General features: G+C 70.7%; 19 protein-coding genes and 2 pseudogenes. 12 read left to right on the top strand and 9 right to left on the bottom strand.

From position 1 onward, the window contains the following. Positions 1-180 precede the first annotated feature (180 nt). Positions 181-516 (top strand): annotated as a pseudogene (locus tag AB0G20_RS20570) (class I SAM-dependent methyltransferase); the annotation flags it as partial. 216 nt (positions 517-732) lie between these two features. On the opposite strand, the gene AB0G20_RS20565 reads toward AB0G20_RS20570, so the two are convergent. Beyond that, on the bottom strand, positions 733-1,371 hold the full coding sequence (locus tag AB0G20_RS20565) for a helix-turn-helix domain-containing protein (RefSeq protein ID WP_361304388.1): 639 nt from the start codon (positions 1,369-1,371) through the stop codon (positions 733-735). Between the two features lie 67 nt (positions 1,372-1,438). Here AB0G20_RS20565 and AB0G20_RS20560 point away from each other — a divergent pair. After that, a pseudogene (locus AB0G20_RS20560) lies at positions 1,439-3,060 on the top strand (FAD-binding oxidoreductase). Positions 3,061-3,105: 45 nt separating this feature from the next. On the opposite strand, the gene AB0G20_RS20555 reads toward AB0G20_RS20560, so the two are convergent. Together AB0G20_RS20555 and AB0G20_RS20550 are read right to left on the bottom strand one after the other, a co-directional pair. Beyond that, positions 3,106-3,729, bottom strand: coding sequence for an HAD-IA family hydrolase (locus tag AB0G20_RS20555; RefSeq protein WP_361304385.1), 624 nt, complete (start codon positions 3,727-3,729; stop codon positions 3,106-3,108). Next, entirely contained in the window at positions 3,726-4,370 is a 645-nt protein-coding gene (locus AB0G20_RS20550; protein WP_361304382.1) for an NAD(P)-binding domain-containing protein, read from the bottom strand. The genes AB0G20_RS20555 and AB0G20_RS20550 overlap by 4 nt, the downstream gene beginning before the upstream one ends. Positions 4,371-4,444: 74 nt before the next feature. Between AB0G20_RS20550 and AB0G20_RS20545 the strand changes: the two genes are divergently transcribed. From AB0G20_RS20545 to AB0G20_RS20530, 4 genes are all read left to right on the top strand, one after another. Further along, on the top strand, positions 4,445-4,816 hold the full coding sequence (locus AB0G20_RS20545; RefSeq protein WP_361304379.1) for a helix-turn-helix domain-containing protein: 372 nt from the start codon (positions 4,445-4,447) through the stop codon (positions 4,814-4,816). 99 nt (positions 4,817-4,915) lie between these two features. Beyond that, positions 4,916-5,251, top strand: a complete 336-nt coding sequence (locus AB0G20_RS20540; RefSeq protein WP_361304376.1) for a hypothetical protein — start codon at positions 4,916-4,918, stop codon at positions 5,249-5,251. A gap of 147 nt (positions 5,252-5,398) precedes the next feature. Further along, positions 5,399-6,241 (top strand): restriction endonuclease, encoded by an 843-nt coding sequence (locus AB0G20_RS20535; protein ID WP_361304373.1) that lies wholly within the window; start codon positions 5,399-5,401, stop codon positions 6,239-6,241. 230 nt (positions 6,242-6,471) lie between these two features. Continuing rightward, complete coding sequence (locus AB0G20_RS20530) at positions 6,472-6,897, top strand: DUF6003 family protein (RefSeq protein WP_361304370.1); 426 nt, start codon at positions 6,472-6,474, stop codon at positions 6,895-6,897. Between the two features lie 163 nt (positions 6,898-7,060). On the opposite strand, the gene AB0G20_RS20525 is transcribed toward AB0G20_RS20530, so the two are convergent. The 3 genes from AB0G20_RS20525 to AB0G20_RS20515 all read right to left on the bottom strand — a co-directional run bounded on the left by AB0G20_RS20525 (position 7,061) and on the right by AB0G20_RS20515 (position 9,905). Continuing rightward, on the bottom strand, positions 7,061-7,732 hold the full coding sequence (locus tag AB0G20_RS20525; RefSeq protein ID WP_361304367.1) for a hypothetical protein: 672 nt from the start codon (positions 7,730-7,732) through the stop codon (positions 7,061-7,063). A 270-nt stretch (positions 7,733-8,002) separates the two neighbouring features. Further along, on the bottom strand, positions 8,003-9,208 hold the full coding sequence (locus AB0G20_RS20520; protein WP_361304364.1) for a glycoside hydrolase family 64 protein: 1,206 nt from the start codon (positions 9,206-9,208) through the stop codon (positions 8,003-8,005). Between the two features lie 97 nt (positions 9,209-9,305). Beyond that, on the bottom strand, positions 9,306-9,905 hold the full coding sequence (locus AB0G20_RS20515; protein ID WP_361304361.1) for a DUF998 domain-containing protein: 600 nt from the start codon (positions 9,903-9,905) through the stop codon (positions 9,306-9,308). A gap of 138 nt (positions 9,906-10,043) precedes the next feature. Here AB0G20_RS20515 and AB0G20_RS20510 point away from each other — a divergent pair, with 138 nt between their 5' ends. The 6 genes from AB0G20_RS20510 (at position 10,044) to AB0G20_RS20485 (ending at position 15,078) form a co-directional block, all read left to right on the top strand. Further along, positions 10,044-11,042 (top strand): inorganic phosphate transporter, encoded by a 999-nt coding sequence (locus AB0G20_RS20510; protein WP_361304358.1) that lies wholly within the window; start codon positions 10,044-10,046, stop codon positions 11,040-11,042. A 19-nt stretch (positions 11,043-11,061) separates the two neighbouring features. Next, positions 11,062-11,676, top strand: coding sequence for a hypothetical protein (locus AB0G20_RS20505; protein WP_361304355.1), 615 nt, complete (start codon positions 11,062-11,064; stop codon positions 11,674-11,676). A gap of 27 nt (positions 11,677-11,703) precedes the next feature. Beyond that, complete coding sequence (locus AB0G20_RS20500) at positions 11,704-12,507, top strand: DUF817 domain-containing protein (protein WP_361304352.1); 804 nt, start codon at positions 11,704-11,706, stop codon at positions 12,505-12,507. Between the two features lie 125 nt (positions 12,508-12,632). Next, complete coding sequence (locus AB0G20_RS20495; protein ID WP_361304349.1) at positions 12,633-13,463, top strand: PP2C family protein-serine/threonine phosphatase; 831 nt, start codon at positions 12,633-12,635, stop codon at positions 13,461-13,463. Between the two features lie 51 nt (positions 13,464-13,514). Beyond that, entirely contained in the window at positions 13,515-14,525 is a 1,011-nt protein-coding gene (locus AB0G20_RS20490; RefSeq protein ID WP_361304346.1) for an MASE1 domain-containing protein, read from the top strand. Positions 14,526-14,580: 55 nt separating this feature from the next. After that, positions 14,581-15,078 carry a molybdenum cofactor biosysynthesis protein gene (locus tag AB0G20_RS20485; protein ID WP_361304343.1) on the top strand — a complete coding sequence of 166 codons (498 nt, stop codon included), beginning with the start codon at positions 14,581-14,583 and terminating at the stop codon, positions 15,076-15,078. 15 nt (positions 15,079-15,093) lie between these two features. Here AB0G20_RS20485 and AB0G20_RS20480 read toward each other — a convergent pair whose 3' ends face one another. From AB0G20_RS20480 to AB0G20_RS20470, 3 genes are all read right to left on the bottom strand, one after another. Continuing rightward, positions 15,094-15,753 carry a YceI family protein gene (locus AB0G20_RS20480; protein ID WP_361304340.1) on the bottom strand — a complete coding sequence of 220 codons (660 nt, stop codon included), beginning with the start codon at positions 15,751-15,753 and terminating at the stop codon, positions 15,094-15,096. 189 nt (positions 15,754-15,942) lie between these two features. Next, complete coding sequence (locus tag AB0G20_RS20475) at positions 15,943-16,752, bottom strand: transferase (protein WP_361305036.1); 810 nt, start codon at positions 16,750-16,752, stop codon at positions 15,943-15,945. Positions 16,753-16,874: 122 nt separating this feature from the next. After that, the gene (locus AB0G20_RS20470; RefSeq protein WP_361304337.1) at positions 16,875-18,140 is read right to left on the bottom strand and encodes a glycosyltransferase family 4 protein; all 1,266 of its coding nucleotides are present in this window, start codon (positions 18,138-18,140) and stop codon (positions 16,875-16,877) included. Positions 18,141-18,317 lie beyond the last annotated feature (177 nt).

Below are 18,317 nucleotides of genomic sequence, written 5' to 3'. Positions count from 1 at the left end.
GGCACCATGCCTCCCGTCCCGGTGACGAGCCCGTACCAGCCGCCCCCGGCCGAGGGACATCCCCTCGGCCGGGGGCGCAGCCGGTCTTCGACCGGGAGGCCGTTTGCCGTAACCGCAAGATTCCGTGGCGAGCCGCGGGGGCCTGGCGAGACTGAGCGCATTCCGACACGAGGAGGCCGGATGAGCACCACCGATGCGGTCGCGTTCTGGGACGGCGTGTACGCGGCCCGCCCGGCAGTGGACGGCCCACGACCCCACGCTCGTCTCACAGAGACGGTGGCGGACCTCGCCCTGCCGCCCGGTGACGCGCTGGACCTCGGATGCGGCGGGGGCGGCGACGCGTTGTGGCTCGCCGGCCAGGGGTGGCATGTCACCGCGGTCGACATCTCGGCCGTGGCGGTCGAGCGGCTCACCGCCCTCGCGCGCTCACACAGCCTCGGCGAGCGCGTCACCGCGGCGCGCCACGACTTGCAGGCGTCTTTCCCGCCCGGCGTGTTCGACCTGGTCTGCGCCCACCCCTGACACCGGGTTGATCGGACAGGCGGAAGGCGTCAACGCCTTCACCGCCGCGGACCTCGGCAGCGACACGGCATCGGCCGACTGCGCGCGCGACGCACAGCGTATCCCCACCGAGGACACCGCACAGAACTTCTCCTTCAGCCCCGCCGCCAGCCTCCGCGTCCAGCAGACGATCACGCGCGGATACCCACGGGTCGTACGACGGGCCGGTGCTCACATGGCATCGTCGCCCACGGCGAGGAGGGTGCGGCCGGCCGCGAAGAGTCGGGCGCAGCGTCGGGTCATGGCTTCGGGTGACTGCTCGGGGTGGTTGACCCACCAGCGGACCAGTGCGGTGCACAGGCCGCGCCAGGCGTAGGTGAGGGCGTCGGCGTCCAGCGGGTCGCCGGATCCGGCCGTCCGCAGGAGGTCGGCGGTGCCGGTCGCGGCGAGGTCGTCGATGGCGCGGCGGTAGTACGCCGCGCGGCGGGCGGCTTCGCTGTCGGGCGGCAGCGTGGCGTCGTAGAGGACGAACCACGCCTCGCGCCGCCCGTCCAGAGCGGTGAACAGGGCGTGCAGCACGCGCAGTGCGGTGGGTTGCGCCGGGGGGACGGCTTCGGTCATGGCGGTGCGGACGGCGTGCAGGAGCCGGTCGCCCACGGGGTTCAGACACGCGAGGTAGAGGTCCTGCTTGCTGCCGAAGTAGTGGTGCAGCAGGGGCTTGGTGACGCCGACTCGGGCCGCGATGGCGGCCATGGTGGTGGCTTCGTAGCCGTGGCGGCCGAACTCCTCGGTGGCCTCGGCCAGGACCTGTCGTTCGCGGGCGGCCCTGGGGACACCCTTGGTGCCGGCCTTCGAGGGGGGCGTTGTCATGGAATCGATATTACCTTACGGTAATTTTCCATAGGGTAAATTCACCGGCCTCGCTGGGAGTACACGCATGCCCGCCTCACCCTCCGGTCACGGCACCTCCCGCACCCGCTCCTGGTGGGGCTGGGGCTACGCCGACGCCCACCCCGACGATGCCGAATGCGTCGCGATGGGTGCGCTGTTGCCGGGCACTTTGGCCCGGCCGTTGCCGACACCCCGGGTCGCCGACCTGGCGATCGCCCGGCCCGGCGTGACACCTCCGCCCGCGCTGGCGCACCTCGTCACCGGCGACCCCGACGTGCGCGCCGCCCACGCCTCGGGCAAGGCCACCGCGACATCGTCCGGGCGCTGCGCGGCCGGCCGGGCCGGATCCCCGACCTGGTCGCCCGTCCGGCCGACGACCGGGAGGTGGCCGACCTGTTGGACTGGGCCGGCGAGCAGGGCGTGGCCGTCATCCCCTTCGGCGGCGGCACCTCGGTGGTCGGCGGCGTGGAGTACAGCGGGGATACCCACCGTGCCGTCCTGTCGCTCGACTTGACGTCGATGGACCGGGTCCTGGAGGTCGACACCGTCGGTCGCTCGGCCCGTATCCAGGCCGGGGCTCTCGGCCCCGTGCTGGAAGAGCAGTTGCGGCCCGACGGCCTCACCCTGCGCCACTTCCCGCAGAGCTTCGAGTTCTCCACCCTCGGCGGCTGGCTGGCCACCCGGGCCGGAGGCCACTACGCCACCGGCCACACCCACATCGACGACTTCGTGCAGTCCCTGCGCGTGGTCACGCCCGCCGGTTCGGGCACGTCCTGGCGGCTGCCCGCCTCCGGTGCCGGGCCGTCACCCGACCGTCTCTTCCTCGGCTCCGAGGGCGCGCTCGGCGTCATCACCGAGGCGTGGATGCGCTTGCAGGAGCGCCCCCGCCACAAGGCCTCGGCGTCGGTGGCCTTCGCCGACTTCGGGCAGGCGCTGGAGGCGGTGCGCGCCCTCGCCCAGTCCGACCTCTCCCCCGCCAACTGCCGTCTGCTCGACCCCGGCGAGGCACTGCTGTCCGGTGCCTCGCGCGACGGCTCCTCCGTCCTGGTGCTGGGCTTCGAGTCCGCCACCCGTCGTGTCGACGACCGCCTCGCGAGTGCCCTGGAGGTGGCGCGGGCTCATGGCGGCCGGGGCGAGGCGCCGAAGGCGGACGGCGGCACCTCGGCGGACCGCGCCGCCCCGGCCGACGCGGCGGTGAGCGCCTGGCGCTCGGCGTTCCTGCGCATGCCCTATCTGCGCGACGGTCTGGCCCGCATGGGTGCCGTCGTCGAGACCTTCGAGACCGCCGCGACCTGGGACAGGATTCCCGCCCTGATCGACGCCGTCCGCACCGAGGTCGGCGCTGCCGCCTCGAAGGCCACCGGACACCCGGCCACCGTCAACTGCCGCCTGACGCACGTCTACCCCGACGGCGCCGCCCCCTACTTCACCGTGGCCGTCGCCGGCCGCCCCGGCGACGAAGTCGCCATCTGGGACGACATCAAGGCGGCCGCGAGCGACGTCCTGCACCGCTACCGCGCCACCATCACCCACCACCACGCCGTCGGCCGGGACCACCGCCCCGGTTACGACCTCCAGCGCCCGGAGCCCTTCGCGCTGGCGCTGCGCGCCGCCAAGGACGCCCTGGACCCCCATCGCATCCTCAACCCGGGCGTCCTGATCGACTGACAGGACGAGTGGCGGATGACCCGACTCGGCGTTGTCGCAGCCGCATCATGCCGGGCTGGAAACACAGGCCAGGATGTGGGGGACTGCCTCCCGCAAACTGACGAAGTGGCGATGCACGCCCTCCACCGCTGCTGCGGAGTTCACGCCCCACACCGTCATCCCGGCGCGCAGCCCGGACCGTACTCCGGAGGGTGCGTCCTCGATGACGAGGCAGTCCCCCGGCTCGGCGCCCAGCCGTGCGGCGGCCTGCAGATAGGGCACGGGAGAGGGTTTGCCCTCTTCCACTGCGGCCGCGTCCACGATCACGTCCGGCACGGGCAGGTCCGTCCGCAGGAAACGGCCGCGCACCCGGTGCTCGTAGTTCGACGTCACCAACGCCCAGGCCCCCGGCGGCAGGCTGTGCAGCAGTTCCGAGGCGCCGTCGAAAGCCGCATAGACGCCGGACTGCACGTCCTCGTCCTCCAGCTCGTGCAGCACGGCCAGGCACTCGCGCGGATCACGGTCCGCAGCGACCTGAGCGAACGACTCCATCGGCCGCGTCCGCAGCGCCACCCGGTAGACCTCGTCCGCATCCAGCCCGTAGCGCTCCGCCCAGCTTCCCCAGACCCGGCGCTGGTTGCTCACGGCGTCGATCAACGTGCCGTCGACGTCGAACAGGACGTATTTCATGCGCCGACCGCATACGCCAGCGGAGGTGCAATGGCCTGGGCATCCGCTCCCTCGCCCACCCACAGGGCGATGAACAGTGCGGCGGTCGCCTCCAGGAGTCCTGCCCGTGCGAGACCGCCGCCGGACACGGGCTCACAGCCCACGTCCCGCACCAACTCGTGTACGCACGCCAGGGCCGCCTGGTCGTCCCCGCAGACCGGAACGGCCAGTGCCCGCCCGTCGAAGACCGGTGGCCGCATGCGCCACACGTCCTCGTGGCACAGATTGAACGCCTTGACCACGTGGGCTCCGGGTGCCGCCGCGGCCAGCCGCTGCGCGGCCGAGGGGCCTCCGTCCGTCAGAAGCCGAAAGCCAGGCCCGACCGGATTGGAGCAGTCGAGCAGCACCTTGCCTTCCATGGCCGCTCGCAGCTCTCGTATCACGCCCGCCCCTGCGTCAAAGGGCAGCGCGGCCAGTACCACTCGCCCGAATTCGGCCGCCGCGGACAGACTGGCGGGCATCGCGCCGCTGCCGATGCGCGTCGCGAGCCGCTCCGCCTTGTGCGTGTCGCGTCCGCCGATGGCCACCTCGTGCCCGGCTCGCGCCCAGTGGGTGGCGAGGGCGTCCGCCATGTTGCCCGTTCCCAGTACGCCGATTCTCACCGTGCGTTCTCCCTCCATGCCTGCTTCGACCGTTCGCGATGAGGTTAGGTGGCCCGTCGGGCACCATGTGGTGCGTGACCACCGACGCCTTTCTCGCCGACTGCCGCGCCCGCCTCGCCTTCGACCTGCTCTCCAACACCTGGAACGCCGTGGTGCTTTGGGCGCTGCGTGACGGTCCCAGGCGCCCGGTCGAACTGCGCGAGCGCATCGGCGGAATCAGCTCCAAGGTCCTCACCGAGACACTGCGGCGCCTGCAGTTCAACGGACTGGTGGCACGGCACGCCCATCCCGGAGCGCCGCCACGGGTCGATTACCAGCTCACCGCTCTGGGGCGGACTCTGTTGGCACCCATCGACGCCGTCGGAGCATGGGCCTTCGAACATGGCGATGAGGTCATGGCTGCCCAGGAAGCCGCATGCAGCGGCCGTGGCAGAATGCCGGCATGATTCTGATCCGAAAGGGCGATGCCGCGTAGGCGTCCGAAGGCCGTCCGCGCCGAGCGGTGGCGGCCGTCCAAGCACATGCCGGTCCGTCGGATTCCGTCCGTGTCAGCTCGAACTCGGGCCGCGGTACGGCGCGTTGAGGCCGATCATCTGTGGCCCGATGCCGTTGCTGATGCTCTGAGCCGCTTCGCGTGCGCTTTCAGACAGCCGGGGCGCTATCTGAGCGGCCCTTACGAGAGTCCCGGCATCGAGATCGAAGACGCCCGGGACGATTTGGAAGTGGCCCTGCGCCATCTGCCCGGAGGGGCCCGGGCGGATCTGGGCCGCCTGGTGGAGCGAATCGACGTGGAGTTCGAGCGCCGCACTCTTCCGGATCCGGGGTGGGCGAGCGAGTGGACCGCGGGGCAGTGGTGGTGGTGGCGCATTCGAGAACGGTGATCAAGGCTTTTGAGGCGGGCCGACCGGGGGCCGGGCCTCGACAGGGCGTCAGGTGGGGTGTCACACACGGCGGTTGAGCAGTGAAGGTGGTGATCTTGGGCAGACGGTGGGGGTGATCTTGCTGTTGGTCCCAGGAGGGGGGATGTCGTGGCAGTGCCTGTGCGTCGTACGCCGTTGGTGAAGCGCCGCCGGTACGGGTTCGATCTTCGGTCGACGGCCCTGTTCTTCGTGTTTCTCGCGGTGGTCCTGAGTCTCCTGGGCCTCGCCGTTCGCGTGGCGGCCGGTGCTGTCGAGCGGCGTCCTGCCTGGGTGTTCGTACTGGTCGTGATAGGTGTCGCGGGATGTCTGGGCCTGCGGCGCAGGTGGCGCGTGGCGGGAGTGGCCCGTCGAGCCGCGGCAGCCCTCGACGAGGCGGCCAGGGAAGCGGCCGAGGAACTGGAGGCTCCAACGGTTCCCCCTCAGCGGGCGGCCGTCGATGTCACCGTCGACTACGAGGCCCCGACTCGGGAGGAGTTCGTCCCGTACGACACCCTGACGTCGGAGGGGTTCGTCGACTACGACGCCCTGACGCCTGAGGAGTTCGAGGAGGCGATCGCCGCACTCTGCGAACGCGACGGCTGCTCGGACGTCGAAGTCGTGGGCGGTGCCGGGGACCTGGGCGCCGATGTCGTGGCCGTGACACCCGACGGGCGGCGGATCGTCATCCAGTGCAAGCACTACAGCGAGTCCCATCGCGTCGGCTCCCAGGATCTGCAGCGCTTCGGCGGCACGTGCTTCACAGTGCACGAGGCCGACATCGCCGTGCTGGTCAGCACGAGTGACTTCACAGCGCCGGCGGTGGAGTACGCCGAGCAGTGCGGGATCGTGTGCCTGGCCCGGGAGACCCTGGAGGCGTGGACGGACGGCACGGGTCCCCGGCCCTGGGAAGTCGCCCTGGATGGCAATTCGCTTGATCAGGCACCGGGCGGACGTGGCAGGTTTGCGCAGTGACAGCAGTGATATCTGCGCTGCCCCCGGATTCCTGAGCTGGGACGAGGTGGATCCCGCCCGCCACCCCTTCGACGCGGCGTCGGCGGCGCAGGTAACCCGGCGCCGAGCCGTCGCCCCCGATTGAGCGCGCTCGTCGGGGTGGCCTTCCCCGTCCGTGGTGATCCGGCGGTAATCCGGGCGCGGCGGGGTAATGGGATGTCGATCAGCACCCTGGTGAGAAGGAGCCGAGGATGACCGACGACGCCTACTTGTTCCTGCTTGACGACACGTCCGCGCAGCTCGGTGTGACGCCGGCTGCCGTAGGTGAACTCGCGTGCATGGAGACTCCCGCGGTGCGCGCCTGGCTCGATGCTCAGGGAAGCACGCCGACCTCACCGCACCTGCGCCTGCTGCCGCCGGAGGAGAGGGCAGCCGTGCCCGAGGGAGCGGAACGACTGCCGGTCCCGCTGAGCGAGGAGGAGCTGAGCCGCCTCCGCCACCAGATGACACCGGAGCCGCTGGCCCAGGTCGAGGAGGAACTGCTCGCCTACCGTGACAGCACGGACGGGCGGGACGGCCTGATCGGACGCGCACTGGCCGCCGGCGTTGCGCCGCACCGCATCGTCGAACTGACCGGGGTGGATCCCGCCACGGTGACCGCCGCGGCGCACAGTTGACGACGCCGCGGGCGGCTTTCGCGCATCGTCCGGTTCCGGTGATCGGCCCCGCCGGGCAAGAAGCGCCGGCCGGGGCCGATCGACATCGGCAGGTCGTCGGCAGTGTGCTGCCGTGCGTGAGTAGGGCGCTCGTGAGGGCCGTCTGCTGCGAAGGCGGACCGGATCAGCCGCCGCGGGTGAAGACCTTGTTCCGGGTGGAGCCGCCGTCGCAGAGCTTCTTCTCGTCGGCCGTCATCTTGCGGGACTTGACCACGACCGCGCTGTGCTTGCCGTCCGTGCCGTTCGGCGCCGGTCCGGTGACCGTGTCGGGCACGAACCAGTAGTAGTGGCCCCACTTGGGGTCGTCGTAGTGGGTCTGCCACGTGCCGGATATCTGCCGCATCACCTGGGCGCGGGAGATCCATCCCACTTCTCCCGGCTTCACGGTCACGGTGAAGGAACTCGTCTCCGTGTGCGAGCTCTGCCAGGTGTAGTTGTAGGTCGCGGTCACGCTGGCCGTGATGATGCCCTCGATACCGCCGCCCACGGTGACCGAGCCTCCCACCGAATGGGAGGAGCCGACGGTGTCGGCCCATGACATCGACTGGGAGGCGGGCGAGTCGGTGCAGTTGAACAGAAGCTCGGAGACCTGGCGGGGCTCACCGAGGTAAGCCTCGCCGAGCTGCGGGGAATTGAAGCTGCACTTGCCTTCTCCGGAAGCGCAGTCGGCCATGATCTGCTCCGCGGTGGGCTGTTCCTCGGCCGCGGCCGGCACAGCCGTCGCGATCACCCCGAGTGCGGTCGCCGTCAACGCGAGCGCGCGGCTGCCGTACCGCAGGGTGTGGTTCGTCGTCATCGTTGGTGCCTCTCACCATTGCGTGGGGGGGAAGTGACCACAAGTGCCCCTGTTCCGGGAGGACTTGCGGTCATCGCGTGGTGCCAATGAGGCTCACGTAATCGACAGCCGAGCTACACCAAGAGATGGCAAAGTTGTAATTGATTTCAAAACTGATGAAAAGCCAACTTTGCGGTCCGCAGCTCGTTGTGGGCGCGGTCCGGCAGGTGAATACGGAAAAGCCGCCGGCACCACGATCAGTTCGCGGAGCCGGCGGCGCGGGGAGACGTGTCAGTTGAGGGGTTCGAGCGTGAGGTAGGCCTGACGCGGGTTGCCGTCGTGTACGAGTGATTCGTGGTGGCCCACGTCGTCGAAGGCGAAGGCGTACGCCTTTCCGTCCGCCATCTGGGCATGGATCTTGCGCGCGTAGTGATTGGTGACGTTGTCCTTGTAGAAGTCGGCTGCGCCGGCGTCGGGCTGGTTGGGATTGACCAGCAGGGTGGAGCGGTTGAAGCCGGCGCACAGGGTGCGCGAGATCGGGCCGCGCACCTGGTCGTTGGGGGCGTCGAGCCTCCTGTGGCAGCCGAAGACGGAGGAGGCGTCCGGCTTCTGGAAGCTGGTGACGACGGCTCCGGCGCTGTTGGTGAAGTTCATGACGCCACCGGAGACCCGGCCGAAGTACTTGGTGCCGGGCTGGTCGGCGAAGGGGGTGACCGTCAGGGTCGAGGTGGAGTACTTCTGCCAGACGCGGTTGATGTAGTCGTCCATGACGGTGGCCGGCAGAGCGCCGGTCTCCAGGCCGTACAGCGGCGACAGGGCGCGCAGTACGGTGCCGTCGGGGCGGGTCTGGATCAGGTTGGCCCAGCCTCCGGGCTGCCCCCTGAGGGCGCTGAAGAAGCCGTTGTATCCGCCGGGCTTGAGCCGGCCGGTGCTCGCGGTACTGCCGTCGGCCCGCTGCACTCCCACCGCGTAGGGAGCGGAGAACATGTCGACCTGTGTGCTGTTGATCCACAGGCCAGAGTCGTTGAGTGTGTACTCCGACCAGTTGAACAGGATGTTCCGGTTGGGGTCGGTCGGGTTCTGCACGGCGGGCTGGACCAGGCCTCCGGTGGTCAGCTTGAAGACCAGTTTCTGGCCGTAGGAGAAGTACACGCGGCCGGAGAACTTCGGCATGCGGATCGTGGTCGACTGCCCTGCCGCCGGACCCGGGATCGAGGCGTCGGGTGCGGGCGTCGGCGGGTTGCCGCCCGCCGGCCAGGGGTGGAACGTGCCGCCCGCGTCGGCCCAGCCCTGCCGTCCGGTCGAGAGTTCCGTGCCGAGGTTGTAGATGTACAGCTGCTCACCGCGGGCCGAGTTGTTGGTGATCTTCAGAGGGATGGTCGCCGGGACGGCGGCATGGGCCGGCGCACCCGTTCCGGTCGCCAGCAGTGAGCCGGCGAGGACCGTGGCGAGGGACAGCGCCGCGGCCGTGGCCCGGCGCCTGAGAGTTCGCAACACGCTCTGCCTCCGTTCGACAGTTGGCCGATACGACATTCTGAGAGCGCTCTCAGAGTTCACCTTTGGTCCGTACCTGTCAATGCTTGGGGCCGCTCGGTCAGCTTCCGCACCCGTCGCGCAGGGATGCGCGCAGGCAGGAGAGGACGACCACGAAGGGCCAGACCGACTGAAGGGTCGTCACGGCGCGTTCGGCCACGCCGGCCACGCTGTGGAGATGCAGCTCGATCAGGAACCAGGCCGCACCGACCGCCATGACCGCCGTCGCCCCCAAGGAGGGGAAGGGGCGCAGGGCCCACGGCACGGCGGCACCGGCCCGGGCGGCCAGGACGGGCCACGCCGCCAGGACGGCGAAGGCCACGGCGGTCACCGAACCGTGGCTCAACGAGCCGCCGCTGCTCGGCGTCGGGACCACGGCCACCGCCAGCGCCGATACACCTCCGGCCGCCAGCGCCATCCGTCCTGCGGTCGCGGCCGGGCGCAGGCCCCAGGCCGTCAGCAGATGACAGAACCCCAGCGCGATGAACGCCGCTGTCATCACCCAGGCCCCCGAGTTTCCGGGAGCCGCCAGGACGCTGATGGTCTGGGCGGCGGGGTCGTAGGAGGCTCCCTGGAGCGACGCCGCCACCAGCCAGCCCATGATCAGGAAGACCGGCGCGCACCCCGATGACACCAACGCCCATGTAGGAACAGATCGCATCAGGACACCGTAAAACGGCCGATACGCGTCGCAGAGTTCCTTCGAGCGGCCCGCGCCACGTGGCGTAGTCGCAGAGCCCGCTCCGCCTGGGGAGCGCACGATGGAACCGTGTGGCTGGGCGTCGAAAGGTGATCGGGCATGGAGCTCACTCTCGTGGTGCTGATCATCATCGTGGGTCTGACGTTCGACTTCACCAACGGCTTCCACGACGCCGCGAACGCGATCGCCACCTCCATCTCGACCCGGGCCCTGACGCCGCGCGTAGCACTGGCCATGGCCGCGGTGATGAACTTCTTCGGCGCTTTCCTGGGAACCGAGGTCGCGCAGACCGTCGGCAGCGGCATCATCGGGGCGCCCGAGGCGACCTCAGGGCTGTTGCTCGTCCTGTGCGCGCTCCTCGGCGCCATCGGGTGGAACGTCTTCACCTGGTGGCGGGGGCTGCCCACCTCGTCCTCGCACGCCCTGATCGGCGGGCTGGTCGGGGCCGCACTCGCCGCGTCCGCCACGGTGCACTGGTCGGGCATCCTGGACAAGGTCGTCCTGCCGATGCTGCTGTCCCCGCTGGTCGGCGTGGCCCTCGGGTACCTGTTGCACACGAGCATCCTGTGGGTGTTCCGGCGTTCGACGCCCCGGCGCGTCATGCGGCGGTTCCGTTTGGCGCAGACCTTCTCCGCCGCCGCCATGGGACTGGGGCACGGGTTGCAGGACGCGCAGAAGACCATGGGGGTCATCGTGCTGGCGCTGGTCACGGCCGGCTGGCAGGACGACTTCTCCGTGCCGGTGTGGGTGATCGCGGCCGTGGCGGCCGCCATGGCCGCCGGCACGTACAGCGGCGGGCGGCGCATCATCACCACCTTGGGGCGGCGCATCGTGCACCTCGATCCGCCGCGCGGGTTCGCCGCCGAGACCGCTGCCGCGGCCGTCCTCTACACGACCGCGTTCCTGGTGAAGGCGCCGATCTCCACCACGCAGACGATCACGGCGGCCATTCTGGGTGCCGGTGCCACCCGGCGCTTCTCCGACGTACGCTGGCAGGTGGCTCGTTCGATCGGAACCGCCTGGGTCCTCACGTTTCCCGGCGCGGGGATTCCGGCCGCGGCGCTCTATCTCCTCCTGCACGCCGTCACCGGTCTGTGATCACAGCCGGAGGCCGTCCATGACCGCTCTTCCTGCCCGTCGGGCGTCCGTGGAGTCCCCTGCCGGGGTCCCGGACAGCCTTCCGGTGCCCGGGCGTTTCGCCCACCTGCACCCGGAGGACGGTGCCTGCCTGATGGAGGCCGCCGCCCTGCTGGCCTCCGGCCGTTTGACCGACAGCCCGGCCGGGACACATCCGGCACTCGCGGCCCTGGCCCGGGTGGTCAACGACAGTGTCGGTGACGACACCCGGCACGCCTTGTGGCCGCTGGCCGCCGATCTCGCCGACGCCCGCCCCGCGGGCCGTGGCTACGCACCGCTGCTCGTCGGCACGGTCGTGGACGCGGCGCGCCGGGTGCGTCCCGCGTCACGGCGTCTGGCGCGGCACGGCCGTGCGTGCCGGCGCAAGGCGGAGAATCTCGCCCACGCGCCCGCGGGTGGTCCGGCGAGCCTGATCGCCGATCTGCTGTGGTGGCGCGGGCCGGGGCGCCGGCACCTCGAGCAGGCGCTCGGCGTGCTGTGCGGCGCCCCGGACGCCGATCAGCGGCTGTCGGGTTTGTTGCGGGAGGCCGTGGCCCAGGCGCGGGGCGGCACGGGCGGCGGGGCTCCGAGCAGGGAGTTTCGCTGCAACCGTTGAGCGGACGGGGTCGTCCTACAGGGCATCATGATCCCTGCCAGCATCACCGGCCCCCTGGCCACACCGGTTCGCCAGCTGCTCGCGTTCGCCTGGACACAGACGCGGGCCTGCGCGTTCGCCATCGCCCTGCTGTCCGGCGTGGCCGTGTCCGCGCTGCTGCCCGAACTACCCGTGGCGCGGTACGACTTGCTGGTCGTCTACGGTGTGCTGCTCACGCTGGTGTTCTGGGCGCGCGGCTGGGAGAACGGGCGGGACGTCGCCGTCATTGCGGTCTGCCATGTCATCGGCCTGGCCTTCGAGCTGGTGAAGGTGGCCCTCGGCTCCTGGAGCTACCCGGAGCCGGCCGTACTGAAGTTCGCGGGTGTCCCGTTGTACGGCGGGTTCCTGTACGCGGCCGTGGGCAGCTACGTCTGCCGGGCCTGGCACCTGTTCGATCTGGGGCTGGTGCGCTATCGGCCGCGCGCGACGGCCTTGGTCGCCGCCGCCATATACGTCAACTTCTTCAGCCACCACTGGCTGCCCGACGCGCGGTGGGTGCTGGCCGGGCTGCTCGTCGCCGTCACGCTGGGGACGTCGGTGCGGTTCACGGTGCGGGGGGCGCGCAGGCGGATGCCGCTGGCGCTGTCGTTCGTGCTGATCGGGTTCTTCCTGTGGGTGGCGGAGAACCTGGCGACCTTGGTCGGCGCGTGGCGCTACCCGTATCAGGAGCACGGTTGGGAGCCGGTGGGTGTCGAGAAGTTCGGGGCCTGGGCGTTGCTCATCAGCGTGACGTTCGTGCTCGCGGCGGTGGGGCGGCGTACCGCGTCCGAGGAGGCGCGGGGAGGGCGGTGAGGGGCTGCCGGGGAGCGTGAAGTCGTCGCGGAGGCGTTCGCCTGAGTATCATCCTATGGACATAAATTGGGTGATTTGCCTTCGAGGATCGTCACCTACCGTGGCCACCCTCGCCGGAGTGATAGATGTCCCGCACCGGCACGACGGACGACGGCGACGAGCTGCTGACCAGGCTCGGGGCCCTGACGGCTCAGGCGCGTGCGCAGGCCGAGATGCAGCGGTCCCGGGTCGAGCTGGCGATTGCGCTGCAGCGCGGCATGCTGCCGCGGGACCTGCCCCTGGCGCGTCGGCTGCACCTGGCGGTGCGGTACACGCCCGCCTGCCAGGGCCTCAACGTGGGCGGCGACTGGTACGACGCCTTCACGCTGGGCGACGGCCGGATCGGTCTGTCCATCGGTGACGTACAGGGCCACAACATCGAGGCCGCGGCCTTCATGGGGCAGGTGCGGGCCGGGCTGCGGGCGCTGGCCTCGGTCACCAGCGAGCCGGGCGAGGTGCTGGCCCGGACCAACGATCTGCTGCTGTCCCTGGGCTCCGACCTGTTCGCCACCTGCACGTTCATGCGGCTCGACCCGTGCGCCGGCGTGCTGGAGAGCGCGCGGGCCGGGCATCTGCCCTGCGTCTGGGCCACCGCCGACGGGAAGTCCGGTGTCACCGAGGACGAGGGCGGGCCGCCCCTCGGAGTGCAGTCGGGGACGCCGTATCCGGTGACCCGGTACGAGCTGACGACGGGCGGCGTGTTCGTGCTGCTCACGGACGGTGTCGTGGAGGGGCCGTCGATGCGGCTGGAGGAAGGCCTCGACCAGGTGACGCGGCTCGCGGGCATCGCGGCGGTGGCGGGCATGGACGTGGACGCGCTCGCGGCAGCAGTGATCAAGGGTGCCGAGCGCGTGGGGCACGACGACGACGCCGCCGTCCTGGTGGTCGGCCTCGACGGGCCGGACGCTCAGCCATAGGGCCGCACGACGCCCGCTTTCGTCTCGCCGAGGCGGCGGCATCGGTGTCTCATGGCTGCTGTGGTGGGTAGCCAGGATCTGCGTACGCCGGCCGTCGTCGCTCTGCAGACGCTGGCCGTCGCCGCCTGCTACTACGCGTCGGCGCAGCTGGGGCTGTTGCGGGAACTGGTCGTCGAGGGCGCGGTCGTCACCCCCATCTGGCCTCCCACCGGCGTCTCGGTCACCTGCCTGCTGCTCCTCGGACTGCGCTGCTGGCCCGGGATCGTCCTGGGCGCCCTCTTCGTCATCCTGTCCCTCACCTCCCTGACGCCCTCGGCGCTCTGCGTCCTGGCGGGCAACACGGCCGCCCCCGTCGCCGGGTACCTGCTGCTGCGGCGGGTCGGCTTCCGCACCGATCTCGCGCGGCTGCGGGACGGTCTCGCCCTGGTGTTCCTGGGCGCGTTCACGGCCATGCTGATCAGCTCGACCATCGGGGCCGGCATCCTCATCGCCACGGGCAGGCTCGAATGGCCGGGCTTCTGGGCGGTGTGGCTGGCCTGGTGGGTGGGTGACGCGATGGGCGTGCTGATCGTCACCCCGGTGCTGCTCCTGCTGTCCCGCCTGCGCCTGCCGCTGCCTCTGTCGCGCTGGAAGGAGGCCATGGGGCTGGCGGTCATCGCCTGCTGTCTCGTGCCGCTGGCCGCGCAGAGCTCGGTCAGTCTGCTGTTCCTCGTCTACCCCCTGCTGATCTGGGCGGCTCTGCGGTTCCAGCTGGCCGGCAGCCTGTTGTGCGCGCTGTTCGCCTCGGTCATGACCACGGTGGCGGCGACCGACCGGGTCGGGCCGTTCGAACGGCTCAGCCGGGTCGAGGTGATGATGAAGCTGCAGGCCTTCAACGGGGCGATGGCGCTCACCGCCCTGATCCTGTCCGCGGTGATCACCGAGCAGATCTACACACGGCGTTCCGTGGAGCGCGCCTGCCAGGAACTGGTCGAGGTCCTGGAGCATCTCACCGCGGGCGAGGCGGCGGACGGCCGGGCGCGGGTGGAGGACGGCGGGCTCGGGCGGCGGCAGGAGGAGTGACGGGCTGGGGCTCCGGGCCGGTCGACGCCGGTCACCCGGACGTAGGGTGGGCCTCATGCCCGAGGTGGAGGTGCTGCAGCTGCTGGTGTCGCCCGCGCACCGGCTGGCCGGACGGCCGTCCGACGGACCGTCCGCCGGTCCGTCCGACGAGCGTGTCACCCGCGTAGAGGTACGCCGCGAGCTGGGGCTGGTCGGGGACCGCTACTACGCCCGGCCCGCCCACCGGAACGCGGCGGTGACCATCATGGCCTCGGAGAGCCTCCCGGCGGGCGCCGACCTGCGGCACACCCGGCGGAACATCCTGCTCAGGGGCGTCGACATCGACTCCTGCGTCGGTGCGACGATCTCGCTGGACTGCGGCACCGGGCCGGTGGTGTTCGCCGTGAAGCGTCCCGCCCGGCCCTGCGCCTGGATGGACGTGACCATCGGCCCCGGCGCACAGCGCGCGCTGCGCGGCCGGGGCGGCGTGCGGTGCACGCCGCTGAGCGACGGGGTGCTCACGCTCGGCCCGGCCACGTTCCGGGTCGTGGCCGGGGACGACGCCGTGTCGTGAAGCGCCCCGGGGCGGTCAGCCGCCCGACGGTGGCGTGCGGATGGCGGCGATGTCCAGCTGGAGACGCACCTTCTCGCTCACCATCGCGCCGCCCTCGGCCAGCCTGCTGTTGTACGTCAGGCCCCAGTCCGAGCGATTGATGGTGGTGGTGCCGTCGAAGCCGACCCGGTCATAACCGAAGGGGTCGGTGACATTTCCGATGTAGGTCATGTCGAGTACCACGGGGCGGGAGACGCCTTTGATGGTCAGTTCGCCCGACATGCGGAACAGGTCGGCGCCCGTCTGCTCCACCGCCGTGCTGGTGAAGCGCATACGCGGATAGGTCGCGGCGTCGAGGAAGTCACGGCCGACCAGGTGCGCGTCGCGTTGTTCCACTCCGGTGTCGACGCTGGCGGTGAACAGGGTGATGTCGGCCCGTGACCGTGCGGGGTCGTGCGCGTCGAAGTAGAGCCGACTTTCGTACTCGAGGAAACAACCGCGCACGGTGGTCACCATGGCATGCCGGACGGAGAAGCCGATCCTGCTGTGCGCGGGGTCGACGACCCATTCACCGGAGAGATTCGCCAAGTTGGGAGCCGACAGCACGGCAGTGGAGGATGCCGGTGCGCCGGCGGGGCGCTGTGGGGGGAGCGGTGCCTGCCGGCGGGACGGCACAACACGGTTGAACAGGTTCATGGTTCATCTAGGTACTTGAGTTTGGTTATAGCCGCAAGTCCCCTCCCGATTTGCGGCTGTTGAGAACGAGCCCCGGACCGCATTTGCCGCCGCTTTGCACAGAATCCACACATGGCTGCCGCGGCGCATCACCGAAACGGCATCCGAAACTCCAGGGATTTTCATTTCGGGCATTTCGGCGAATGGGTCTTACGTCACCTCGATCGCGAGGTCGTTGTCGACGGTGTAGTAAGGGCGGAGAGTCGTTCCGTCCGCCTCGATCGCCGGGTACACGTACACGTGCTTGCGGTCCGCCACGTCGTCGAGCAGCCGGCCGACCCTGATCGGCGGCGCCTCGGCGGTGGGCCGGACGAAGACGTCCCAGATCCGTGCCGCTCCCCCACCGCCGTCCGTCAGTTCCCCGGGGCCGGCGGTGAAGGAGAAGCCCCTGCCGTCGTCGTCGATCCGGGGGCGGAGGCTCCGTACGGTGTCGGTGCCCCGCAGGCGCAGACGCACGGTGGTGTCCTCGTGGAGCTCGGCACCGTGCAGGCGGGCCGTGACCGTCACGGCCCGGTCCGTGACGTCGATGGTGCGGGCCTCCGCGTGGGCGGTGCGCCGCCATGCCCTGAGGGCGAGGAAGCCGTCCTTGGTGGCGTAGGGGATGCGGACCGTGACCGGCGAGGGACGGTCGCGCAGGTGGCCGTCGACGAGGGTGCGCAGGTCCCTCGGGCCGGGTCGCAGCCGCCGGCGTTCGGCTCCGGGTTCCGGCAGCAGGTACACGTCCCAGCGACCCTCGTCGAGGACCGGGTGCGGTTCCAGCACCGCGTGCCGGTGGCCGTCGGCCCGCTCGGGCTCCAGGTCGAGGACGTGGCGGGTCGTCTCGGGCCGGCCCTTCTTGGGCCGCAGCCGCAAGAGCAGCTGGGGGTGGGCGCCGGGGGGCGCCGGCAGGCGGAAGGTGATCCGGCCGTCCGTGTCGATCGCGCAGGCGGCGCGCAGGCGGGTGTCGCGCTGCGGGCTCATGGCCGCACCCTCCGGCGTGCTCGTCGTGGCGCCCTGGCTCGGCGTGCCCGGCATCGTGCCCGGGCCCGGCGTGCCCCGCATCGTGCCCTCATGCATGCTCGTCTTCTTGCCTTCCGGTGTGCTCATCGGCGTCCCTTCCGTATCGAGCGCAGCACGCCGGAAGCAGCCGCGTGGGCGGCGTCGCGGGCGGCGTGGCCCCGGCCGGCCAGGGCGCTTCGGGTGCGGTGGTCCTGTGCGGTGGCCTTCCGGCCGGCGGTTCTGGCAGCGGCCGCGGTCTCCAGGAGGCGTTCGGCCTGGGCGACGACGGGGCCCGGGGCGAAGCGGCGCGCGTTGTCCAGGGCGGCCCGGCTCATGCGGCGGCGGCGCTCGTCGTCGCCGACGAGTTCCAGCAGGGCCGCGGCGAGCGCGTCGCGGTCCCCGACCGGCACGAGCCGGCCGTCGGTTCCGTCCTGGATGATCTCGCCGGGGCCGTAGGGGCAGTCGGTGCTGACGACGGGCAGCCCGCAGCGCATCGCCTCGACGATGGTCATGCCGAACGGCTCGAAGTTGGACGCGGCAGCTCCGATCGACCCCTTGGCCCATTCGGCCTCCATGGGGGTGGCGGCCCCCATCAGGAACACGTTGTTCCACAGCCCGAGCCGCTCGATGAGCTCCCGCAGCCTGGGCTGCTCCTCACCCTTGCCGTAGATGCGCAGCTGCCAGTCCGGGTGCGCGGCGGCGACCTGCGCGAACGCCTCGATGAGGAGGTCGTAGCGCTTGACCGGAACCAGGCGGCCCGCGGCGATCACCACCTTGGCGGTGCTGTCGGCGGGAGGCAGGGCAGGGTCGGGGACGCTGTTCGGGAGGGCCTCCACATGGACGCCGGGCAGCCACATCTTGCGCCGGTAGGCGGCGGCGTCCGCTTCCGTGACGGTGGTGATCACGTCGAGGTGGCGATAGGCGCGGCGCAGGGCGGTGCGCAGCCGCGGCGAGTGGTTGTCGAGCGTGAGGTGCTCCTGGCCGAGGCGCAGGACGCGCTGCGGGGCCTGGCGGGCGATGTGCACGTTGAGGCCCGGGCGGGTGCCGATGACGACGTCGGCGTCGAGCGCTGCGAGGCACTCGCCGATGCGCTGGTCGGTCAGCTCGCTGTACTGGTGGTGGCGGTACTCGGCGGGCGGGAACACCCTCGCCGGTCTCTGGTGCAGCGGATGGTCCGCCTCCTTGCGCAGGTCCACCAGCGCCCGCAGCCGCACGCGTGGATCCAGGACGAGATTGGGGTGCTCCCGGTGGCGTAAAGCGGAGACGATCTCCACCTCGTGCCGCTCGGCCAGGGCACCGGCCAGGTTGTACGTGGTGGTGATCGTGCCTCCGATTCCGTAGGCGTTGTGAATCAGGAAAGAGATCTTCATGGTGGCCTAGACCGTGTCAACCGCCCGTTCGTTGTTCGTCGTTACCACTCTGTGGCCCTGTCCGGCGGCCGGGCCGGTCAGGCCGATTCCGGAATGATCTCTGACATAAGTGGTCTGGGCCATACCGTTTCGCCCCCGATGTATGGATAGCTTGATGCGTTTGCCCGCGCATCGTCG

Origin of the sequence: Streptomyces sp. NPDC024017, assembly GCF_040638895.1 — a bacterium.
Classification (GTDB): Bacteria; Actinomycetota; Actinomycetes; order Streptomycetales; family Streptomycetaceae; genus Streptomyces.
Note: the sequence above shows the minus strand (reverse complement) of the source record. Positions and strands in the feature narration are given on the sequence as shown.

What these genes read in the sequence shown, in the direction of transcription:
- AB0G20_RS20565 (WP_361304388.1), bottom strand. Translation starts at nt 1,371, where the DNA reads ATGACAACGCCCCCCTCGAAGGCCGGCACCAAGGGTGTCCCCAGGGCC.
- AB0G20_RS20555 (WP_361304385.1), bottom strand. Translation starts at nt 3,729, where the DNA reads ATGAAATACGTCCTGTTCGACGTCGACGGCACGTTGATCGACGCCGTG.
- AB0G20_RS20530 (WP_361304370.1), top strand. Translation starts at nt 6,472, where the DNA reads ATGACCGACGACGCCTACTTGTTCCTGCTTGACGACACGTCCGCGCAG.
- AB0G20_RS20525 (WP_361304367.1), bottom strand. Translation starts at nt 7,732, where the DNA reads ATGACGACGAACCACACCCTGCGGTACGGCAGCCGCGCGCTCGCGTTG.
- AB0G20_RS20515 (WP_361304361.1), bottom strand. Translation starts at nt 9,905, where the DNA reads ATGCGATCTGTTCCTACATGGGCGTTGGTGTCATCGGGGTGCGCGCCG.
- AB0G20_RS20510 (WP_361304358.1), top strand. Translation starts at nt 10,044, where the DNA reads ATGGAGCTCACTCTCGTGGTGCTGATCATCATCGTGGGTCTGACGTTC.
- AB0G20_RS20505 (WP_361304355.1), top strand. Translation starts at nt 11,062, where the DNA reads ATGACCGCTCTTCCTGCCCGTCGGGCGTCCGTGGAGTCCCCTGCCGGG.
- AB0G20_RS20500 (WP_361304352.1), top strand. Translation starts at nt 11,704, where the DNA reads ATGATCCCTGCCAGCATCACCGGCCCCCTGGCCACACCGGTTCGCCAG.
- AB0G20_RS20495 (WP_361304349.1), top strand. Translation starts at nt 12,633, where the DNA reads ATGTCCCGCACCGGCACGACGGACGACGGCGACGAGCTGCTGACCAGG.
- AB0G20_RS20490 (WP_361304346.1), top strand. Translation starts at nt 13,515, where the DNA reads ATGGCTGCTGTGGTGGGTAGCCAGGATCTGCGTACGCCGGCCGTCGTC.
- AB0G20_RS20485 (WP_361304343.1), top strand. Translation starts at nt 14,581, where the DNA reads ATGCCCGAGGTGGAGGTGCTGCAGCTGCTGGTGTCGCCCGCGCACCGG.
- AB0G20_RS20480 (WP_361304340.1), bottom strand. Translation starts at nt 15,753, where the DNA reads ATGAACCTGTTCAACCGTGTTGTGCCGTCCCGCCGGCAGGCACCGCTC.
- AB0G20_RS20475 (WP_361305036.1), bottom strand. Translation starts at nt 16,752, where the DNA reads ATGAGCCCGCAGCGCGACACCCGCCTGCGCGCCGCCTGCGCGATCGAC.
- AB0G20_RS20470 (WP_361304337.1), bottom strand. Translation starts at nt 18,140, where the DNA reads ATGAAGATCTCTTTCCTGATTCACAACGCCTACGGAATCGGAGGCACG.